The organism is Caldithrix abyssi DSM 13497 (genome assembly GCF_001886815.1).
Lineage (GTDB): Bacteria > Calditrichota > Calditrichia > Calditrichales > Calditrichaceae > Caldithrix > Caldithrix abyssi.
Window position 1 is genome coordinate 1,092,437 of sequence record NZ_CP018099.1, and the last position, 19,081, is coordinate 1,111,517.

15 protein-coding genes are annotated in these 19,081 nt (G+C 42.3%); all 15 read left to right on the forward strand.

Annotation, left to right across the window (positions count from 1 at the left end; all coding sequences use genetic code 11):
* Positions 1-5: 5 nt before the first annotated feature.
* The 15 genes from Cabys_RS04385 (at position 6) to Cabys_RS04455 (ending at position 19,034) form a co-directional block, all read left to right on the forward strand.
* Positions 6-998, forward strand: coding sequence for a response regulator (locus Cabys_RS04385; protein WP_006928943.1), 993 nt, complete (start codon positions 6-8; stop codon positions 996-998).
* 11 nt (positions 999-1,009) lie between these two features.
* Positions 1,010-1,465: a chemotaxis protein CheW gene (locus Cabys_RS04390; protein ID WP_006928944.1), complete on the forward strand. Its 456-nt coding sequence runs from the start codon at positions 1,010-1,012 to the stop codon at positions 1,463-1,465.
* A 46-nt stretch (positions 1,466-1,511) separates the two neighbouring features.
* A complete protein-coding gene (locus tag Cabys_RS04395) occupies positions 1,512-3,293 on the forward strand; it encodes a methyl-accepting chemotaxis protein (protein ID WP_006928945.1) in 1,782 nt (593 codons plus the stop codon).
* Positions 3,290-8,464 (forward strand): hybrid sensor histidine kinase/response regulator, encoded by a 5,175-nt coding sequence (locus Cabys_RS04400; protein ID WP_006928946.1) that lies wholly within the window; start codon positions 3,290-3,292, stop codon positions 8,462-8,464. The genes Cabys_RS04395 and Cabys_RS04400 overlap by 4 nt, the downstream gene beginning before the upstream one ends.
* Positions 8,461-9,897 (forward strand): TonB family protein, encoded by a 1,437-nt coding sequence (locus Cabys_RS04405; RefSeq protein ID WP_006928947.1) that lies wholly within the window; start codon positions 8,461-8,463, stop codon positions 9,895-9,897. The genes Cabys_RS04400 and Cabys_RS04405 overlap by 4 nt, the downstream gene beginning before the upstream one ends.
* Before the next feature lie 16 nt (positions 9,898-9,913).
* Positions 9,914-10,567, forward strand: coding sequence for a deoxynucleoside kinase (locus Cabys_RS04410; protein WP_006928948.1), 654 nt, complete (start codon positions 9,914-9,916; stop codon positions 10,565-10,567).
* Positions 10,546-11,817 (forward strand): glycosyltransferase, encoded by a 1,272-nt coding sequence (locus tag Cabys_RS04415; protein ID WP_006928949.1) that lies wholly within the window; start codon positions 10,546-10,548, stop codon positions 11,815-11,817. The genes Cabys_RS04410 and Cabys_RS04415 overlap by 22 nt, the downstream gene beginning before the upstream one ends.
* A gap of 497 nt (positions 11,818-12,314) precedes the next feature.
* Entirely contained in the window at positions 12,315-15,119 is a 2,805-nt protein-coding gene (locus Cabys_RS04420; RefSeq protein ID WP_006928950.1) for a TrlF family AAA-like ATPase, read from the forward strand.
* 429 nt (positions 15,120-15,548) lie between these two features.
* A complete protein-coding gene (locus Cabys_RS04425) occupies positions 15,549-15,734 on the forward strand; it encodes a hypothetical protein (RefSeq protein ID WP_006928951.1) in 186 nt (61 codons plus the stop codon).
* Positions 15,722-16,027 (forward strand): type II toxin-antitoxin system RelE/ParE family toxin, encoded by a 306-nt coding sequence (locus Cabys_RS04430; RefSeq protein WP_006928952.1) that lies wholly within the window; start codon positions 15,722-15,724, stop codon positions 16,025-16,027. Before Cabys_RS04425 ends, Cabys_RS04430 begins: the two co-directional genes overlap by 13 nt.
* 101 nt (positions 16,028-16,128) lie before the next feature.
* Positions 16,129-16,428 (forward strand): nucleotidyltransferase family protein, encoded by a 300-nt coding sequence (locus Cabys_RS04435; RefSeq protein ID WP_006928953.1) that lies wholly within the window; start codon positions 16,129-16,131, stop codon positions 16,426-16,428.
* A complete protein-coding gene (locus Cabys_RS04440) occupies positions 16,425-16,778 on the forward strand; it encodes a HepT-like ribonuclease domain-containing protein (protein ID WP_006928954.1) in 354 nt (117 codons plus the stop codon). The genes Cabys_RS04435 and Cabys_RS04440 overlap by 4 nt, the downstream gene beginning before the upstream one ends.
* Positions 16,779-16,924: 146 nt before the next feature.
* Entirely contained in the window at positions 16,925-17,764 is an 840-nt protein-coding gene (locus Cabys_RS04445; RefSeq protein ID WP_006928955.1) for a hypothetical protein, read from the forward strand.
* On the forward strand, positions 17,739-18,602 hold the full coding sequence (locus tag Cabys_RS04450; RefSeq protein ID WP_044281193.1) for a uracil-DNA glycosylase family protein: 864 nt from the start codon (positions 17,739-17,741) through the stop codon (positions 18,600-18,602). Before Cabys_RS04445 ends, Cabys_RS04450 begins: the two co-directional genes overlap by 26 nt.
* 183 nt (positions 18,603-18,785) lie before the next feature.
* Complete coding sequence (locus Cabys_RS04455) at positions 18,786-19,034, forward strand: DUF2281 domain-containing protein (protein WP_006928957.1); 249 nt, start codon at positions 18,786-18,788, stop codon at positions 19,032-19,034.
* The last annotated feature ends 47 nt before the right edge of the window (positions 19,035-19,081 follow it).

The following is a 19,081-nucleotide window of genomic DNA, read 5'->3' on the forward strand; positions in this document are numbered from 1 at the left end:
GAATCGTGGAAAAATTTTACATACGCTCACAGGACATCGAGCAAAAAATCCATTCTGTTAAATTACCCTATCTGGCCTGGAAGGTGTTGTTCTTATTGGGCGAGAAACAATCGGTTGCTGCGTTGGCCGAGATTTTGGGCGACGACGAACAAACGATCGAAGGCGCGCTTAAAACGCTGATTGATGAAGAACTGGCGGTGGAAATAGAGGCCGAAGCTCCTTCCGAAAAAGCGGAAGAAAAGGCAGAAATCTTAGAAGAAACGCCGGAACCAGCCGTTCCGGAAATTGAGGAAGAAGAAGAGGAGGCGGAAGCGGCGCCAGAGCAGGAAGAAGTCGTCTCAGAAGAAGCGCCAGTTGAAATACCTGAAGCGAAAGAGAAAGAAGAATCGGATCTTTCGGAAATAGAGGAAGAAGAAAGTTTTACGGGCATTGAAGATTTTGACATCCCAGGCGTGGAAGAAGAGCTGGTAGAAGAAAGCGAATCGGATATTTCCGAAGTAGAATCAGACATTGAGCTGCCTCAGCTTGAAGAGGAAACAGAAAAGCTGGATTTTGATTTCGAAAACATGGAAGAACCTGCGGTTGCAGAAGCGGAAAAAGCGGAAGAAAAAGAAGAAGAAAAGGAAACAAAACCGGCGGGGGCGCCAACCCTATTGGTTATTGACGATAGCATCGTGATTCGAAAAATGGTAGAGCTGGCGCTGGAAGGCGAAGATTTAATACTCGAAACCGCAACCAGCGGTAAGGAGGGGTTAAAAGCCCTGGATGAGGTCAAACCGGATGTGGTGGTTCTCGATTTAATGTTGCCGGATATCAATGGCATTGATCTTTTGAAAACCATCAAAGCATCGTTGAACATTCCGGTGATTATGCTCTCCGGAAAAGATTCGCCGCAAATGATAGAAAAAGCCAAAGCCGAAGGGGCGGATGCCTTTTTGCCCAAACCGTTCAGAGACGAGGAGCTGGTCAAAACAATTCATGAACTTTTACAAAAATAAAGTGAACGATTATGGAAACAGAAGCACGCGTTTCATTAATAAAAATATCCGATCAGTACTTTGCTATTGAAATAAAATATATTCGCGAGGTGCTCCCTCTGCCACAGGTGACCAAAGTGCCCAATGTGGAAAAACAATTTTTGGGGGTGTTTAATTTGAGGGGCAAAATTGTGCCATTGATTGACATAAGCCCCATTTTAAAATTGCAGAATATGACGTTAGAACCAGACCATTTTGTCATCTATTGTCTGGTAAACGGTAAATATGCGGGCATTCTGGCCGAAAAGGTTCTGGAAATGCGCGATCTGGAAACGGAACAACTACACGTACCGGGCGCCGAGGTCAACCCGGACCTTTTACCCTACATCTCAGCCATTTATGAGGAAACGCAATACGGAACCATTTATGTTCTGGACATGGTTTCCATTTTTGAATCGGCAGAATTAAACAGGTACCGCTTTGAATAACCTGGCGCGGCTCTTTTTCGCCCAATTTTAAAATGATGAGGGCTTTATGAAAAGCGACATAAAATATCTATTTATACGCATTAGCATCGTTCTTTTTTCCATCTGTTTGCTCGCATTTTTTGCGGCCATGGTGCTGCAAAAAAATGCAGAACTGGATCGTGTCATCGTCGGACAGTCGAAGCAGCTTTCCTTAATCGGAAATGCCTTTACAACCTACCTTGCGCCCGACTCGGTAATTGCAGCCGGTGCTGAAAAAGTTGAGGGTTATATTAAAGATTTTAGATTGAAACTCAAGCTGGCCAGTTACTACCAGTTTAAAGTTCTGCAGATCGAAGGAACGCACACGCGCATCATTTATGATGAAGAAAATCCCGCAAACAACGGCAAAGATTTTGACTTCTGGAAGGAGATGCAGGATGCGCGGCAAACGAATCGGCAAACCTTTCATCTGGTTAAAGATGGCGGCCGACTGGTTTACTCATTAGTACAGCCATTGCAAATTGAAAACGAGTTGACCGATCGCCTGGTTTTGATTCAATGCGATCTGAAGCCGTTTTTGAAAAATGATTTACGCGCCGTTTTGCCGCATGGCCTGGGCTTGATCGGCATCTGGTTTATTCTGGAGCTTTTGCTCTTTTTACTGCTTAAGCCGGTCGATTCGGCCCTAAGTTATTTCAGAGAATCCTTTAAGCGTTTGCAAGAAGGCAAATCCGTTTTAAAGCCGGAAACGGGCTACAAGTATTTTCATACGGAATATGACCTGTTAAAAGAGGCTTCGCGTAAATTTATTAAAATTGAAGAGGTACAGTTAGATCGTTCGGAAGAACAAAAACAAATTAAAGAGTTTTTGAACATTGTAACGGCGGCAGCAGAGGGCGATTTTACCGTGCAGGCCAGCGTAACGGCAGACGCTCTGGGCGCGCTATCCGATTCATTTAACCTGATGATCAGCGATTTGAGTAAACTAATTAAAGATGTGAAAAATGCCGCTTTTCAGGTTGCCGGTTCCACGGCGGACATTTTAGCCAATATTGAGGAGATGGCTCAGGGGGCCGAAGACCAGGCCAGGCAAACAGAAAATATCAGCCGCCTGGCCCATGAGATGAACGAAATTTTTGTTAATACGCGCGAAAGCGCCCAAAAATCGGCAAAAGCGGCGCAGGAGGCTCGCCTTGTGGCCCAGAAGGGAGAGGCGGTTGTGCAAAAAGCCATCGAGGGCATGCACAACATTCGACGTTCCGTGCGCGAAGCCATGAAACAGGTGCGCTTTCTGGATGAAAATTCCGCGCGCATCGGCGAGATTTCGGATTTTATCGCCGAGATCTCCAGCAGAACCAATTTATTGGCCCTGAATGCCTCCATCGAAGCCGCCCGCGCCGGGGAATCCGGACGTGGATTTAGCATTGTGGCCGAAGAAATCCGCAACCTGGCCGAGAGCACCAATACTTCGGCCGAAGAGATTTCTAAATTGATCGAAGCCATTCAGAAAAGTATTTCATTAACACTGGAAAATATTGAAAACGGCAATTCCGAAGTGGCGGTGGGCGTTCAACTGGTCGATCAGACGGGCGACGCCCTGCGCGAAATTTTAGAAAAAGTGGAAATCTCTTCAAACGCCGCTTCCGATATCTCACAGGCAACCGAAGAACAAACCAGATACAGCCAACAAATTGCCAGAGCGCTCGAAGAAATAGCAGGGATAGCTAAAGCAACCGCAGACCGGGCTCAGCAGTCAAGGCAGGCTGCTCAACAATTAGAGGCTTTGTCAAAAGAGTTGAACAAAGCCGTAGAAAAATTTAAGTTGAGTAATAATGGAGCAACACAATGATCGAAATGAATAAAGCCGTTTCATTCAATACGTTCTTTTTCCTGGAATTTATGGATGCTGTTATTGAGCGACTGGGAGACCAATTCGATCCGAGAGCAAAGACCTTTTTACAGCGCTTTAAAAATACAGTTGCTCAGGCTGCCGATCCCATCGAAACCCTGGAAAGTATGGCGCAGTATCAGCAGACCAATGAAATGACCATTTTCCTTTTTGATCTGTTGAATCGCCTGGAAAAAATTCCGCCCCAGCAGGCCATGGAAAACCTGGAAGGACTGGCCGCTGATTTTATTAATTTGTTCAGCCTGATGATGGAAGATGAAGAAGTTTTGCAGGGCCTGAGCGCTGTAGAGGAACATTTTGCGCCGCTGGAAAAAGCCCCCGCTGAAACAGCTCATAAAGAAAAACCGGAGCCAACGGTGAGTTTTGAAGAGTTTTATCCCGCTTTTATCAAAGAACAGATTTTACAGACTGCTGCGCCCGACGAGAAAGACGTTCTGGAAACCCTGCTTGATATTATTCTTGCCAACCTGTATCGCGGCGAAAATTGGCCGGAACCTTTGAAAGCCGCGGCCGAAAAGCTAAAGGAACTTTTGCCAGAAGACTTAACGGAAAAATCTCCGACCCAATTAATGGAGCTAAGCAAAACGTATATCCCGGCCATTGCCGAAGAGCTGAAAACGCTGCAAAAAGCTCATTCGGACTTAATGGAATCCATACTCCGCACAGGGCAAATTCCGGCAGAAGAAGAAAAGGGCGAGGAGACTATCGACGATCTTTTAAAGGCCTATTTTTATTCCGAAGTGCAGGATCACGTAAAGATTCTGGAGGAATTAACTGCTCGCCCCATGAATCAAGAAAATCTGGCGCAGTTAATTAAAACTTTGAGGTCGCTAAAAGAGTTGAGCATGATTCACGGCTACACGGGCGTGGAGTTTTTCTGTGAAAATATGATTCGATTGATCCGCAACAGACAGAATCAAATTCTTGAATTACCAGGCGCTGTCGTGAATGTTTTTGAAGAGATGCTCGCCGTTTTAAAAGATGTGGAAGGTTTTGAGTCTGAGTTAACGGCCGGTGAACAGCAACAACGCGTGGAAGAATTCGAACAAAAGCTGCAACAGGCGCTGGAACCGCAAACGGCGCCCGCCGAGCCGACGATCGAAGAAGAGACCGAAGCAAAAGAAGAAACAGAAATAAAGGAAGAGCAAAAAGAAAAAGAAGAAGCGGAGCCGCTCATCACTCTGGACGATGGCGCCCGCATTTACGAAGTTTTTAAAGACCTGGTGCAAAAACTTACGCAACGATTAGCGCCATTTTCGGAAAAGGCCAGCGAAACTTTGTTTTTAGACGCCCTGGAAAGCCTGCAAAAAACGGCCGGCTGGGTTGAACGCTCGTTACCCGATGAATTTTTAATCCCTTTTAAAGAGCGCTATCAACAGGCGATAAGCAATCCGGAGATCGACCGACAGGCGGCTCTGCAGGCGCTGGAAACGATATGGGAAAATTTTATGGCGCAGATCGAAGCGGACGGCGATTTTCAATCGGTTAAGGCCGGAATAAAAGACTTTGACGTTCAAATGTTCGTCAAAGTTAAGCGCTACGCACCGGAAGAAAAAGAGGTTCAAAAGGCTTTAGCGGAAGTTAGCCGGGCGCAGTGGCAAGGCGTTAAGCCCCTTTTAGCCGATGCCCTGCTGCAGCGCGATCCCCTGGCCCTGAAAAAGGTGGAGCATTTTTTAGATCAGCTGGAAGGCAACCTGCGGCTTTTGGCGCTGGATAATTATCTGGAGCTTCCGCATTTTCTGAAAGAACGGTTACATAATACGGAATTAAAGGCGGACGAAGACCTGGCCGCTGAGATTTCCAGATCCGTTGAAATTGTATTGGAGCGCATTGAGCAGCGAGGAGCCAAAGGCGATGCGGCCGATCTGGTGGAAGTTTTGCGCGAGTTAATGACGTTTACTGAAAAAGAAGCGGAGCTTTCAGAAGATGAAAGGGATTTTATTGAAGACAGCCTGCAACATTTACGGGCGGCTCGAGAAACGCTTGCCCGCTTAAAAGAAGAACCGGAAAAACGCGAACGATTTAATGAGCTGGCCGCAGAAATTCACGCCATTTATTCCGGCGCGCAAATTTTAAACCTGGAAAAAACTGCCGACGCTTCTCTGGTTGTTGAAGAGACGGCCGAAATGTTTTCGGATGCGCAGGTGGAAATACCAGAAAATCTGCTGCCAGCGCTGGAACATGCGTTGCAGGCCCTGGAACAATTGGTGCAGCATCCGCAGGCAGAAGTGGAAGAAGCGTTTCAGGAGTTGCAAAATATTCTTGATCGGCTGGTACTGGAAGAAGATGGCGGGCTTGCAAGCGAAACGACGGAAGAACCGGAGGTAGCCCCTGAACCCGTGACCGAAAAACCCCTGTTCAGCCCGGATGAAACCGACGAAAAAGAACTAAAAGAGATTTTCAAGGAAGACGCTCTGGCTTTGATTACGGAACTACAAAAGGCTAACGCCGCCCTGTTGAAAAATCCGACGGACGACGCGGCCATTTACGAAATGGATCAGGCCATCCACGCTTTAAAGAACGCCGCGCGCATGACCGGGCAGGACGATTTGAGCATTGTGCTGGGACGTATGGAAGAGATTTCTGAGGAGATCAAAACCAATCCGAACGCCAATTCTCCGGAAGTTCAAAAAGAATTAAAAAGCGTTATTGACGAGTTGAATGCCGTAGTGGTCAAGGGACAGATCGAAACGGTGGAATTAGATTCTTTGCTTTTGAAATTAGACAGCATTTTCAACACCCTTTTGAGTGCGAAAAAGAGCGAAGCAGAGCGCGAACAACGCTTAAAAGAGCTGTTTTTGGAAGAAGGCCGGGAACTGGTGGAAAAAATCAATAACGATTTACTGGAGCTGGAAAAGGTGCCGGAAAGCAGCACGGTTCTGGCCGACCTTTTGCGTCATTTGCACACATTAAAGGGCGGCGCCTTGATGGCGAATTTTAAGAAAATTGGCGAGGTGGCGCACAAGCTGGAAGACTACTTTCAGATGTACCGCAGCCAGAACGCCGAAACCAAACTGGAGCTTTTGCCCACGGCCTTTACCATGATCGATTTAATCAGCGAAATGCTGCGCGCCGTTGAAATCGGCAAGCCGGAAATTGTTTCCAATTTTACCGCCCGCCTGGCCGATATGGACAACAAGCTGTTCTTTTTGAAAGATTTTGAAATACCGGGTGACCGCCTGGAGCAGATACCGACTATTGCAAGCAGACTGGCGGAACCGGTGGCCACGCAGGATTCGGACAATACCTTAAAGGTTAAAACGTCTTATCTGGACCATCTGATTAATCTGGCCACAGAAATGCTCATTTCGCGCACCGAACTGAATTCCTATTTCGATAAGTTGAAAAATTTGTTTTACGAAATAGACAACCGAAAAAAGGATTTGCGCGCTTTTGCCCATCAACTGGAAGATTTTGTGGAAGAGCACACTTTTAGTGAAATGAAGGGCATGGCGTCCCCGTCGGCGGACGACTGGGAAACTCTGCGCAATTATTCCGAAATCATCAAGTCCATTTCCGGCGATTATTACAAAACAACCGGCGCCATGACCAAAGTAATCCGCTTTCTGGAGCGGCATATCAGTCAGCTTTCGGTTTTGAGTAAAAGTTTGCACAACGATTTACTGAAAGCGCGCATGGTTCCCATTGCGTCGTTGTTTGAGCGATTTAAACGGCCGATTCGTGATCTGGCGCGTGAACAGAAAAAGGAAGTGGAACTGATCATCGAAGATAATGACGCCGAAATGGATCGGGCCATGATCGAAGCCCTTTACGAACCGTTGCTGCACATTTTACGCAATGCGGTGGATCATGGCATCGAAAAGAGCAGTGAGCGTAAAAAAGCAGGCAAAGATCCGGTCGCTAAAATCATCTTACGAGCGCGTCAGGAAAAAAATCAGGTGGTGATTGAAGTGGTTGACGACGGCCGGGGTATTGACCTGGAAAAAGTGAGAAAAAAAATAGTCAGTTTAAAGTTAGCCACAGCAGAAGAAGCAGCCAGCATGCCGGAAAGCCGCCTGTTGGAATACATCTTCTGGCCGGAATTTTCCACCAAAGGAAAGGCGACGCAAACATCCGGTCGGGGCATTGGCCTGGATGTGGTGGCCATGGAACTCCAGAAGCTAAAAGGAATTATTCGCGTCAAAACCACGCCCGGCCAGGGCACGGTCTTTTCTTTGCGCGTACCGTTAACTTTAATCGTTTCGCATGCCATGCTCATTAAATTCCACGATATTTCGCTGGCCATTCCGTTGCTGGCCGTGATGGAGTCGATTAAAATCAGCGAAAAAGATATCTTACTCGACGATCGCAGAAAGTACATTCAGGTGCGCGGCAAATTACTGCCCTATATTGATCTGGATGACATCCTGAAGTTTCCGGACGAAAGACAGGTTAAGCCATCCGTCAAAAACGTGGCGTTGGTTTTGCACGATTCCGGGGTGAGCGTGGCCGTGGGCGTAGAAGAAATTTTAGGGCGTCAGGATATTATCATCAAAAATCTGGGCAATTTACTGCAAAATGTAGAGCTGATTTCGGGCGGTACGATTTTGCCGGATGGCGAGGTGGCTTTAATACTGGATTACGCTGCCATCATTCATCGCGTTGAAGCCGAATACTTTGGCGCCATGCGCGAGCAGGTGCTAATCCGCAAGGTGTTGCCCAAAACCAGAAAAAAAGTGGTAAAGGCCGAAGAGCCTCGACCTTCCGTTAGCGAGATCACGGTGAAAACGGTGGTTGGACGTAAACCCAGAATCATGGTTGTGGATGATTCGGCCAGTGTGCGCTCGTTTGTCAGCGGTTTTCTGAAAAAACACGGCTTTGAGACCGTTGAAGCCACCGATGGAGAAGACGCTTTGCAAAAGGCCCGAGAAACCGAGGTTGATCTGGTAATCACCGATTTACAAATGCCCAAAATGGACGGTTTTGAATTGAGCGAACAATTACGGGCCATTGAAAAATACAAAGATTTACCGATCATCATTTTAACCGCTCAGGTCGGGAAAAAACAGGAACAAAAAAGCGAGGCTGTGGGCGCAAACGCCTTTGTTTCCAAACCGTTTAAAGAAGACGATTTAATCCGTATGGTAAAAACATTTGTAAAGGTAGAATGAAAAGAACACCATTTAATAAGCGTTTTAATCAAATCGCGGCCCTTGTGCTTTTAACAGCATGGGGCGTGTGCGCGCAGACCACCGTTATCAGGCAGGCGAGTATCAGCGGACAGACGCGCTGGTCGGGCGTTGTGCTGGTTCAGGGAGATGTGACCATTGAACGGGGGGCGCGTTTAATCATTGAACCGGGTACGATCATCAAATTTGCCACGAGCGACGCGCATCGCTCGGGCGCCGACCGCACGCGATGCGAACTGATCGTAAAGGGCGCTTTGATAGCCAGAGGAGAAATCGATCGAAAGATCATTTTTACATCGGCGGCAGAGCATCCCAAAATGCACGACTGGTCGGGCATCCGCATCATAAACATGAAGCAACCGGCGCAGTTTGAGTATGTGATCGTGGAATACGCCTACAACGGTTTTGACATCAAAAAAAGCGATCCGTTAATTCGCAATTCACAGATCAGGTACAACTACAATGCCGGCTTACGCATCGCGGTGCGTTCCGAAGCCAAACTAATCGGCAATATCATCCAGGACAACGGCTACGCGGGCGTTATTTGCGAAACAGGAGCAAGGCCCGTTTTGACCGACAATATGATCACCAAAAATCAGATCGGCGTTATCATTTTCGGTACGGCCAAACCGAACCTGGGAGATTTAAGTAAAAAGGACGGCCAGCAGGGACGCAACGGTTTGTTCGAAAATTACGAGTACGATGTGTACAATCATGGCAGCAATGATATTCTGGCCGAAGGCAATTCCTGGGGCACTGAGGATAAACAAACCATTTTAGAACGCATCTTCGACGGCCAGGATTCGCCGCAATACGGTATAGTCGATTTTAATCCGATTGTGGGTAATATCGATCTGGATCGCAAAATTTTAATTGCCCAGCAACCTGAGAACTATCTGGCCTTGCAACCTCCGGCGCAGGATTCCATGGCTGAGGCGCCGGCCAGCGCAGAAGCGACGACTTCCCTTCCGCAAATTCCGCTGGAGCAGGATACCATTCCCATGGCCAGGCCGGTGGAATTGGCTGTGGCGGAAAGCGTGGCCCAAACGCCGCCGGAAACCATCGACACGGCAGAGCAGACCGCGAGCAGCGCAGAAGAACCTGCTGAAACGCAACATCAAATCGATTTTGACCAGATCTTTTTAGATGTTTTTCTGGATAAAAAACTGACCATGAAAAAGAAAGTAGCGCCGGTGGTGGACAATCCCGAGCGGGGGATGAACGATCATGGTAATGTGATTATTCGCGTGATTGTGGGCAAGGACGGCCGGGTAGAACAGGCCGAAGTGCTGAGGAGTTTGAATTATTATTACGACGCCCTGGCTTTAAAAGCCGCCAGACAATTTGTTTTTGAACCGGGAACGGTAAAAGGCGTAAAAGTTCGTTTTTCGACAACGTTGGTGTTTAAATTCTAAAACGGAGTAAGGTAAATTGAACAGGAAACGGAAACTGTATGTGGCCATTGCAGGAAATATTGGCGCCGGAAAAACAACCTTAACGCGCATGCTGAGCCAAAAATTGGGCTGGAAAGCCTATTATGAAAAGGTGATTGATAATCCGTATCTTGAAGATTTTTACAAAGATATGAAGCGCTGGAGTTTTCATCTGCAAATCTTTTTTCTGTCCCATCGCTTTAAAACCCAGCAGGAAATTACCGAATGGCCGGGCTCCTGCATCCAGGACCGCAGCATTTACGAGGATGCGGAGATTTTTGCCGCCACCCTGCACAAACAGGGCTTCATGTCCGATCGCGATTTTGATAATTACAAAGCGCTGTTCGAAATCATGACCAGCTATTTGCGCAAACCGGACCTGATTATTTACTTGCAGGCTTCGACGGAGCGGCTGTTCCAGCACATCAAAAAGCGGGGGCGCGCTTACGAGCAGCAGATCGTTCGCGATTACCTGGAGCAGCTTAATCAGGCGTATGAAGAATGGATTGAGCGCGCCCGCACAGAAGGCATGAATGTTTTTACTTTTAATATGGAGCACCGCGATTTTGAGCACAATGAACGTGATTTTAATATTTTGTACAAATCCATTCGCGATCTGGAAAATCAAACGTGGATAGAAGGTGTTTATTAATTACCTACTATTTTCCGCCTACCGGCGGCGGCGGGGTACAACGCCTTACCAAGCTGATTAAATACGCCAGTCGCGAAGGCTGGCAATTTACCGTGGTGGCGGCGGATGAAGCGTCGAATCTCATCGTTCGCGATGAATCGCTGTTAAAAGAAATACCCTCTTCTACGCGCGTTGTTCGTGTGCCGTTTAATGCCCTGCAAGCCCAAAAAGTGGGCGCCCGCTCCACCTATTTTAAACGCTGGCTGAGCGCTTTTTTATTTTTACCCGATAGCCGCAAAAAGTGGGCGCAAAGAGCCTGGCAAACCATTCAACGGTTATTACAAAAAGAGACGTTTGATCTGGTCCTGGTTTCCATCCCGCCTTATTCGCTATCGTTTTTAATCCCAAAGATTGAAAACGCTTTTCATATTCCCACCGTACTCGATTTACGCGATCCGTGGACGTTAAATCCTTACAAAATTCATCCCACGCCGCTTCATCGCTGGCTGGACTGGAAGATGGAGAAGAAGATCGTCGGCAGGGTAAAAGCAGGGATTTCTGCTTACGCCCGGGTGGCGCAATATTATGCCGCAAACATTGCCGGCTTTAATCAAGACAACTGGGCGATCATTCCGAACGGCTACGACGAAGCGGATTTTAACGGTATTAAAACGGGTACCGTTGTAAAAGACGGTTGGTTCCGCATAGGTTTTTCAGGCACTATTTACTCGCATTTGAATCATCCCACGCCTTTATTCAGGGCGCTGGCGGCGCTTAAAGCGCGCAAGCCAGAATCAGCAGAAAAGATACGCTTTGTGCATGTGGGCAAATCGCACATCGATTTAAAAAAACTGGCTTCCAGATTTGGTCTGGAGACGCAGGTAGAAACGACCGGTTATTTGCCGCATCGCCAGGCTCTGGAAAAATTGAACCAGATGGACAGCCTGTGTTTTATACTGGATGACAGCGATGCGCGCAGCAGGTTTACCATTGGCGGCAAAGTTTACGAATATCTGCGTTTGAAAAAGCCGATATTGGCGCTTGTGCCGGAAGAAGGCGAAGCAGCCGATTTAATTAACAAAACAAACTCGGGCGTAGTAATCGGCCCGAAGAAAAAAGAGCAGATAGCCGCCGTACTGTTCAACTGGCTGAATGGTCGGCAGTTTGAATTTGCCTTTCAGAACATCGAACCGTTTCGCCGTGATTACCAGGCAAGGCAGTTTGTGCAGCTGTTTGAAAGAGCGGTTAAAAACACAACGGCGGTTAAATAATTACCATTGGCGCTTAGCGAAAAAAGTAAGATTAATGCTAAGCGCTGGTATCCGCCCTGTGCAGGACGTCTTTCCTGGTTGGTTTTCCTGCTGCATCATCCTTTTTATTTTATTAAAAATTTAAGGACACGGTTTTAAAAAATAACGACTTCGTTTTATTCCTTGACTTTTATACGATTTATTCTTATATATTTTACATTAAAAAGCGTAGTAAAAATTTTAGCCTTGTTCGGAAGTTTATTTTTTCTTAGTAAAGCAGCGTGCCTGTTTGTAAAAGAATAAATACGAGGACGTTTTCCCAATTCGAAGTGTAAAAAATAAAAGAGGTTTGCACAACCAAACATTCAACCACATGCCTTCAGCTGGCGGCGATTTGAAAGGGTGGTGTAGTTGTGCGCTGCCCTGCTGGGTTGAAAATACGGTGAAATAATTTTGGCACTGGTTAGCTCATCGTTATGTGCTTATAATAAATTAAATCAATAAAAAGGCAGTAATTAATGGATAAAGGTGCTCATTTCTATAAATGTGATTTTCAAGTTCATACACCAAGAGACATAAATTGGGTTGGTGATAGACCAGTATCAGAAGAAGATAGAAAAGCATATGCGGATGAATTTGTAAGAAAATGTAGAGAATTAGGAATAAATGCAGTTGCAATAACTGATCATCATGATTTTGGGTTTTATCCATACATAAAAAAGGCTGCAGATAACGAATTAGATGATTTGGGTAATCCAATTCCAGAAGAGGATAAATTAGTTGTTTTCCCGGGGCTTGAGCTTACTTTATCTACTCCACCTTGTCAAGCAATTTTAATTATTGATGAAGAATATCCAATTAATGCTTTAGAGCAAATTTTGCATTTATTAGGTATCACTCCCAATTCTTCGGAAGATCCAACAACAGTGGAAACCGCTCCAATAACGAATACGTTAGTAAATGGTTTTCAAGAACTTTATGATAAACTAAATTCTATTGATTTGCTTAAAAATAGATTTATTGTTTTCCCGAATGTTAGCGAAGGTGGAAGACATACTCTACTTAGAGCAGGAAACTCGGAACAATATAAAAAAATGCCTTGTGTCGGTGGCTATGTAGATGGTTCTTTATCTCAATTAGGTACTGGTAAGCATAATATTATTAATGGGAAAGCAAGAGAATGGGGTTTTAAAAGTATTGCTGTATTCCAAACATCTGATAACCGCCATAGAGACTTTCGATTACTTGGTCAACATACTACATGGGTAAAATGGGCAGAACCAACGGCAGAGGCTCTTAGACAAGCTTGTTTGGCGAAAGAATCAAGATTATCTCAGGAGATTCCAGAGCTTCCCCAAATATTTATCACTCAAATTGATGTTACAAATTCGAAGTTTTTGGGTTCGTTCTCTATCAAATTTAATCAGCAATATAACGCAATAATTGGTGGGCGTGGAACGGGTAAGTCCACAATACTAGAATATTTAAGATGGGGATTATGTGATCAAACCCCTTCCAGTTATGAAGAAGAGCAATCAGAAATAGAAAAAAGAAGACAAAACTTTATTAAAAAAACCTTGATCCTTTTTTCTGGTGAAGTAAGGATTACATTTAATTTAAATGGTATCAATCATATAATAAAAAGGAATTCTGTTAATAATGAAATAAAATTGAAAATAGGTGCTTCCGATTTTGAATTAGTAACAGAAGAAGATATAAGAAAATTATTACCTATTCAAGCATACAGTCAAAAGCAATTAAGTAGTGTTGGAATTAAGACAAAAGAATTAAAGCGTTTTATAGAACAACCAATTTCCAATCAACTCAATCAAATCAAATTGAAATTATATGATAATGCTAAGAAAACTACAAAATCATATAATGATTTAATTAGAAAAAAACAGATTCAATATGAACTGGAACAAATTAGTCTTGAAATCAAATCGCTTACTAGTCAAGTAGAAAATTTGAGGAAGTCTTTAACAGGTGTTTCAGAAAAAGACAAAAAAATAATTGCTAAAAAACCAAAATATGATGCTGAAGAAAATATATTGGATAAAGTCAAGAATGAAATATCAATTATTTCAGACAAAATAGACGAACTTTTAATATCTCTTTCTAAATATCCTGAAGAGTTTCCTAAAGATATCGAATTTGAAAACAAAGAATTGATGCAACAAATTGAGAATCTAGTATTAAGAAAATTTGAAGAAATAAAAGGAATTGCAAAAAAATTAAAGGATTCATTGACTGAAGAAAATTTAAAAAACTTAAATAATCTGTTCATTGAATGGCAAAATCTCAAATCTAAATTTGAAACCAATTATGAAGCTGCAAAGGGAAGGACTTCTTCAAATCGGTCACAATTAGAAGAAATTAAAAGGTTAGAGTCAAGACTTCAGGACTTGTCAATATCTGTTAACGAAAGAAATTCTATTTTGAAAGAAATTGGTAATCCTGAGTTAGAATTTGAAAAGTTCCGTGAAGAATGGCTTCAGTTACATAAGGAAAAAATTGATCTTTTAAATAATCAAGCTCAGAAATTTGCTCAATTATCTAATGGACTTATTAGAGCTTATATTTCTAAAGGAATAGATATTCATTCAATCAAAGAAAGTTTGAATACTGCTTTTAATAAAACAAGGATACGGGAAGATAGAGTTCAGGCAATTTGTGATTACATAATGGAAAATGAAAATCCGTTAAACATTTGGTATGAAATATTAAATGAACTTAGAATTCTTGCTGAATTACAATTTTCAGAAGAAAAAAATATTGAAATTCCTGAAGTTAATCATTTATCTTCTTGTGGTTTTAATCAGAAGAATATAAAAAAAATAATTGAATTATTTACTCCTGAAAAATGGATATCTATAGCTGCTAGTGAAATAGAGTTTAGCCCTAACTTTCAATATTGTACTAATAATCAATTAGGTGACATAATTCCTTTTTCAGAAGCATCTGCCGGTCAACAAGCTACAGCATTACTAACTGTACTTTTAAATCAATCTGGTACACCTTTAATTATTGATCAACCTGAAGATGACATAGATAATAAAGCAATTGGTGAAATTATTGATAATATTTGGACGGCAAAGCAAAAACGGCAATTAATCTTCTCAAGCCATAATGCAAATTTAGTAGTTAATGGTGACGCAGAGCTGGTTATTTGTTGTGATTATAGAGATACCAGTAGCCAAACAAGGGGAATTATAAAAGCTGAAGGAGCTATTGATTCTACCATTATAAGAAATGAGATTACATCAGTTATGGAAGGCGGTGAAAAGGCATTTCGATTAAGGAAAGAAAAGTATGGGTTCTAAAAATTTATCACATAACAAATCGCTCCACCTGACCGCTATTCCGCTGGCGCTCCATAGCGGCTGGTTAGCTCTTTCGTTAAACGTACATATTTGCCTTTATGGTCGCGGCAACTTAGAGGAAGTGAAAAGCCTTTTTTGTTAAGATCAAATAACGGCATGTAAGCGCGGCAAAAAGTCCATTGAGTTGAAATAGCTTTTTTTATTTAAGGTGTGGTCTTTTTGCCTTGATCTAAATACGTTGTAAAAAAATAGCGTTGCTGCTTGCCTGGCGCAGGTTTGTTTGGTATTTTGTAGTAAAGTTAGTTAACGTAATTTGTTCAGGCGTTTAACAGGTCGCTTAATGTTAATTGAAATTTTGGGTTGATAATTTGTTGGGAGTTGGATAGATTGGATATAGATGTGTAATAAAGATAAAAGGAGATATGTAGTATGTCGAATGTAAAAGAAGTAATGAAAAAAATTATCCAAGAACAGCCCGATGATGCATCATACGAAGAGATAATGCGCGAACTTGCTTTTGAGGGAATGATTGAACGAGGATTAGAAGATTCACGTAAGGGCAGAGTGATCAGTAATGATGAAATGGAGCAGCGCATTCGTTCATGGCACAAATAAGATGGACACCAGAAGCCGAAAGATGGTTGAGAGAGATTTATAACTATATTGCCCAGGACAATGGAAGCGCTGCACAGAGAGTTGTAACGGGGATTTATAAAAAAGCACAAATCCTTAAAGATTTCCCTGAGATTGGTTATAAGCACAGATCTGAGCCCGAAGGAGATATAAGAATCCTTCTGTATGGGCATTATCGTATCGCATATCTCGTTAGAGAAAATGAGGTGATTGATATTTTGGGAGTGTTCCATGGTGCAATGGATATAGATAGATATCTAAAGATTCTGGCCTAATAACTCATTCCAGAGGACGGCGTAAACGCCGCCGCTGAATTCAAGCGTTGTGCACCTCAGGAAAATTTGCTATTCACAAAATATTTTAGCATTTTTGATATATGAAAAACGACTTGAAAAATATTAGAACCAAATTGCGCAAAGAATTGCCCAAGCTACGTTCAGAGTTTTACGTAAACTCTCTGGAAATATTTGGTTCTTTCGTTCGTAATGAGCAGACGGCAGATAGTGATTTGGATATTTTAGTTACTTTTTCTCAAGCGCCTTCATTATTTAAGTTTATTGAATTGGAAGAATATTTGAGCGGAATACTTGGCATAAAGGTCGATTTAGTAATGAAGAGCTCATTAAAACCCCATATTGGCAAAAGAATAATTTCAGAAGCCAAATCGATATTATGAAAGATAAAGATAGAATAATCCTTGACTATTTAAATGATATATTAGATTCTATAATTAAGATAAAGTCCTTCCTTAAAGATGTTGATTATCCCATTTTTCAAAAAGATGTAAAAACTCAATACGCCGTTATTAGAGCATTAGAGATTATTGGTGAAGCATCCAAGAAAATCCCACAAGAAGTAAAAGATAATTATTCATGGATACCCTGGCGTTTTATGGCCGGGATGCGCGATAAATTAATCCATGATTATTTTGGTATAGATATTCAGGTAATTTGGAATACCGCTACTAAAGATATTTTAAAATTAGAAGAAGAAATAAAAAATATGGTTTCTTCTTATTTGAAATAATCTCTAAGAGTGGTAGGCGGGGCACAACACGCCAATCAAGCCGACAAAAAAACACATCTGGTCTTTTGGAATTTGGCAAATTTATTAAGTGTTTTTTTGCGGCTTATCGGCAGGCCGTTAAACGCTTGAAGGATTAAAAGCTGATTATGTTAGCTAAAATCGTTGAGAGTTATAAATCTTTCTTAAGTGTGAAGTATGAGTCCCATTACAAACTATTCTGTAACCGTTTGGGGGACAAACCAGAGGGCGCAAGAGCTGAGGCCGTGACATTCTCTTGGCTTAGGTCTCAGTTTGAAGAAGTGACTATTGCAGAAGACGTTGTAACGGGAGGTGCCGACTTTCTCTGCGTATCAGGAAATGACAAAATCATAGTGGAAGTTACGTGTGCTGAAAGTGAAGCGGTCTCTACTCAGTCATATTTGCCCAATCGCGTTCCAGAGAACGGTTCTGGAGGTTCATTCAGGATGATTACACACAAGTTGAGAACAAAAGCGTCTGAAAAAGCGTCTCAATTGTCGGACTACAGAATGCCCCGGGTACTGGCGATCACCTGCGAACATGTTGCTGCTGACGTCCTGTTAGGACCACTCGGAGCCGAAATGTTACTTACAAGCGATCCAAAGATACGCGTACCGATAGCCACTGGAAAATCCATCGACGAGAGAATTTATATGACAACGGATTTAAAAGATTCTGTTTTTTTTAGGTTCAATAAAGGAACTGTTGAACCATGTAGACAAAGCATATCCGCCATATTCTTGATCAGTATTTTGGCAGACAAGTTGTTAGTCGTTGGCATTCTCCATCCTCAACCGCGGCACGTACTTACTATCAGCATGTTGCCTTTGGTACCATTTTTACGAATAAAAAAATGGCCTCCAGAAAACCATAGGATTGAAACTGAATGGGTTATTCATAGCCCTAAACCGGCTGCGTTTTATCACCAGGAAATAACTTTTAATGAAAAGGAATTGCGAAGCATATAACCATGCAAATGCAGCCTACGCTAGAATCCGCGCGGTTGATTTGCTCCGTTATACAATATATGAGGGTAATAATATGAATCCAACAATATCAAGATTTTTAAAAGATTGCTACAAAAATTATATTCCCTCAATTCGAATAGATGTTCCTGAATTTCCAGAAAAGTATTTTTATCCTGGTGGTAATCCGGTAAGACCTGTTTTGCCTGTTCAGATAGCACAAAATAAAATAATGATTATAGGTGCTTTCCCTTCGGCAAGATTTGAAAGAAGGAATGGTAAATTAATACCAATTGCAGATAATTTATCTCCGTTCAGTGAAGAAAAATATTTTGATGGAAGAGAAATAAGAACACAAGCTTCTCGAGAAAGTCTTAATAAAAACTATTTTCCTCAATTGGGGATTGAGCTAAATGATTTATGGATTACTGATTTAGTTAAAATATATTTATTTCCTAAAAAACACATTAAAAATTGTCGAGAAATATCACCTCATATTGAATTCGTAAACACTCATAAATTATTTAAAAAAATTGCAAAATCAGAATCGAATATATTTTGGATAAAGAGAGAAATTGAAATTTGCAACCCACAATTTATAATTACTCTTGGTGAAGTACCTGCTCGTGTTATTTCTTCAGATTACAAAACAAAAAATAAAGAATTATTAAATGGCTCAATAAGAGAAGTTTATCTTAATAAAAAATATAAAATTTCACATTTAGCCCATCCGGAAATCCGAAGAATAAATAAAGATTGGGATGAAATCACTAAAAATGCAATAAAGAATTTAGCCAATAAAATCAAAAAATTAGATTTGTCTAAGCATGGTAGCGTATAACCTGCGGTTTAAGTTTGACGCGAGAACGCATCAGGTTTTTTGCAATTTGGAAATTTTTAAACGTGCTCGTGCTGCTTAACCGCAATCCGTTACACCGTTAAAATAATATCTCATCCGTTTGTGGCATATTCTTGTAAATTGAATTGGTTTAAATTATACTATAGATAAAACAAGGATTAAAAAATGAGCGTTAAAGAAATAAACCAAAAAATAAAAAAGGTTCCGCCTCATTTAATCCCTGAAATAATGGATTTTATAGATTTTTTAATCAATAAATATAGTAAATCGCCTAAAAAGAAGAAACCATTTAAATTTACCTGGCAAGGTGGTTTGGCCGAAATATCTAAAAAATATACTTCTGTTGAATTACAACATAAAGTAATGGACGCTGATTTTAAGAAGGTGAAGCATACTAAAGTTGAATTTTTATAATTCGGTGTAACCGGTCGCTTAACCACACGCCTTCAATCGGCGGCGAT

What these genes read in the sequence shown, in the direction of transcription:
- Cabys_RS04445 (WP_006928955.1), top strand. Translation starts at nt 16,925, where the DNA reads ATGTTAGCTAAAATCGTTGAGAGTTATAAATCTTTCTTAAGTGTGAAG.
- Cabys_RS04425 (WP_006928951.1), top strand. Translation starts at nt 15,549, where the DNA reads ATGTCGAATGTAAAAGAAGTAATGAAAAAAATTATCCAAGAACAGCCC.
- Cabys_RS04395 (WP_006928945.1), top strand. Translation starts at nt 1,512, where the DNA reads ATGAAAAGCGACATAAAATATCTATTTATACGCATTAGCATCGTTCTT.
- Cabys_RS04420 (WP_006928950.1), top strand. Translation starts at nt 12,315, where the DNA reads ATGGATAAAGGTGCTCATTTCTATAAATGTGATTTTCAAGTTCATACA.
- Cabys_RS04430 (WP_006928952.1), top strand. Translation starts at nt 15,722, where the DNA reads ATGGCACAAATAAGATGGACACCAGAAGCCGAAAGATGGTTGAGAGAG.
- Cabys_RS04390 (WP_006928944.1), top strand. Translation starts at nt 1,010, where the DNA reads ATGGAAACAGAAGCACGCGTTTCATTAATAAAAATATCCGATCAGTAC.
- Cabys_RS04405 (WP_006928947.1), top strand. Translation starts at nt 8,461, where the DNA reads ATGAAAAGAACACCATTTAATAAGCGTTTTAATCAAATCGCGGCCCTT.
- Cabys_RS04435 (WP_006928953.1), top strand. Translation starts at nt 16,129, where the DNA reads ATGAAAAACGACTTGAAAAATATTAGAACCAAATTGCGCAAAGAATTG.
- Cabys_RS04400 (WP_006928946.1), top strand. Translation starts at nt 3,290, where the DNA reads ATGATCGAAATGAATAAAGCCGTTTCATTCAATACGTTCTTTTTCCTG.
- Cabys_RS04455 (WP_006928957.1), top strand. Translation starts at nt 18,786, where the DNA reads ATGAGCGTTAAAGAAATAAACCAAAAAATAAAAAAGGTTCCGCCTCAT.
- Cabys_RS04450 (WP_044281193.1), top strand. Translation starts at nt 17,739, where the DNA reads ATGAAAAGGAATTGCGAAGCATATAACCATGCAAATGCAGCCTACGCT.
- Cabys_RS04440 (WP_006928954.1), top strand. Translation starts at nt 16,425, where the DNA reads ATGAAAGATAAAGATAGAATAATCCTTGACTATTTAAATGATATATTA.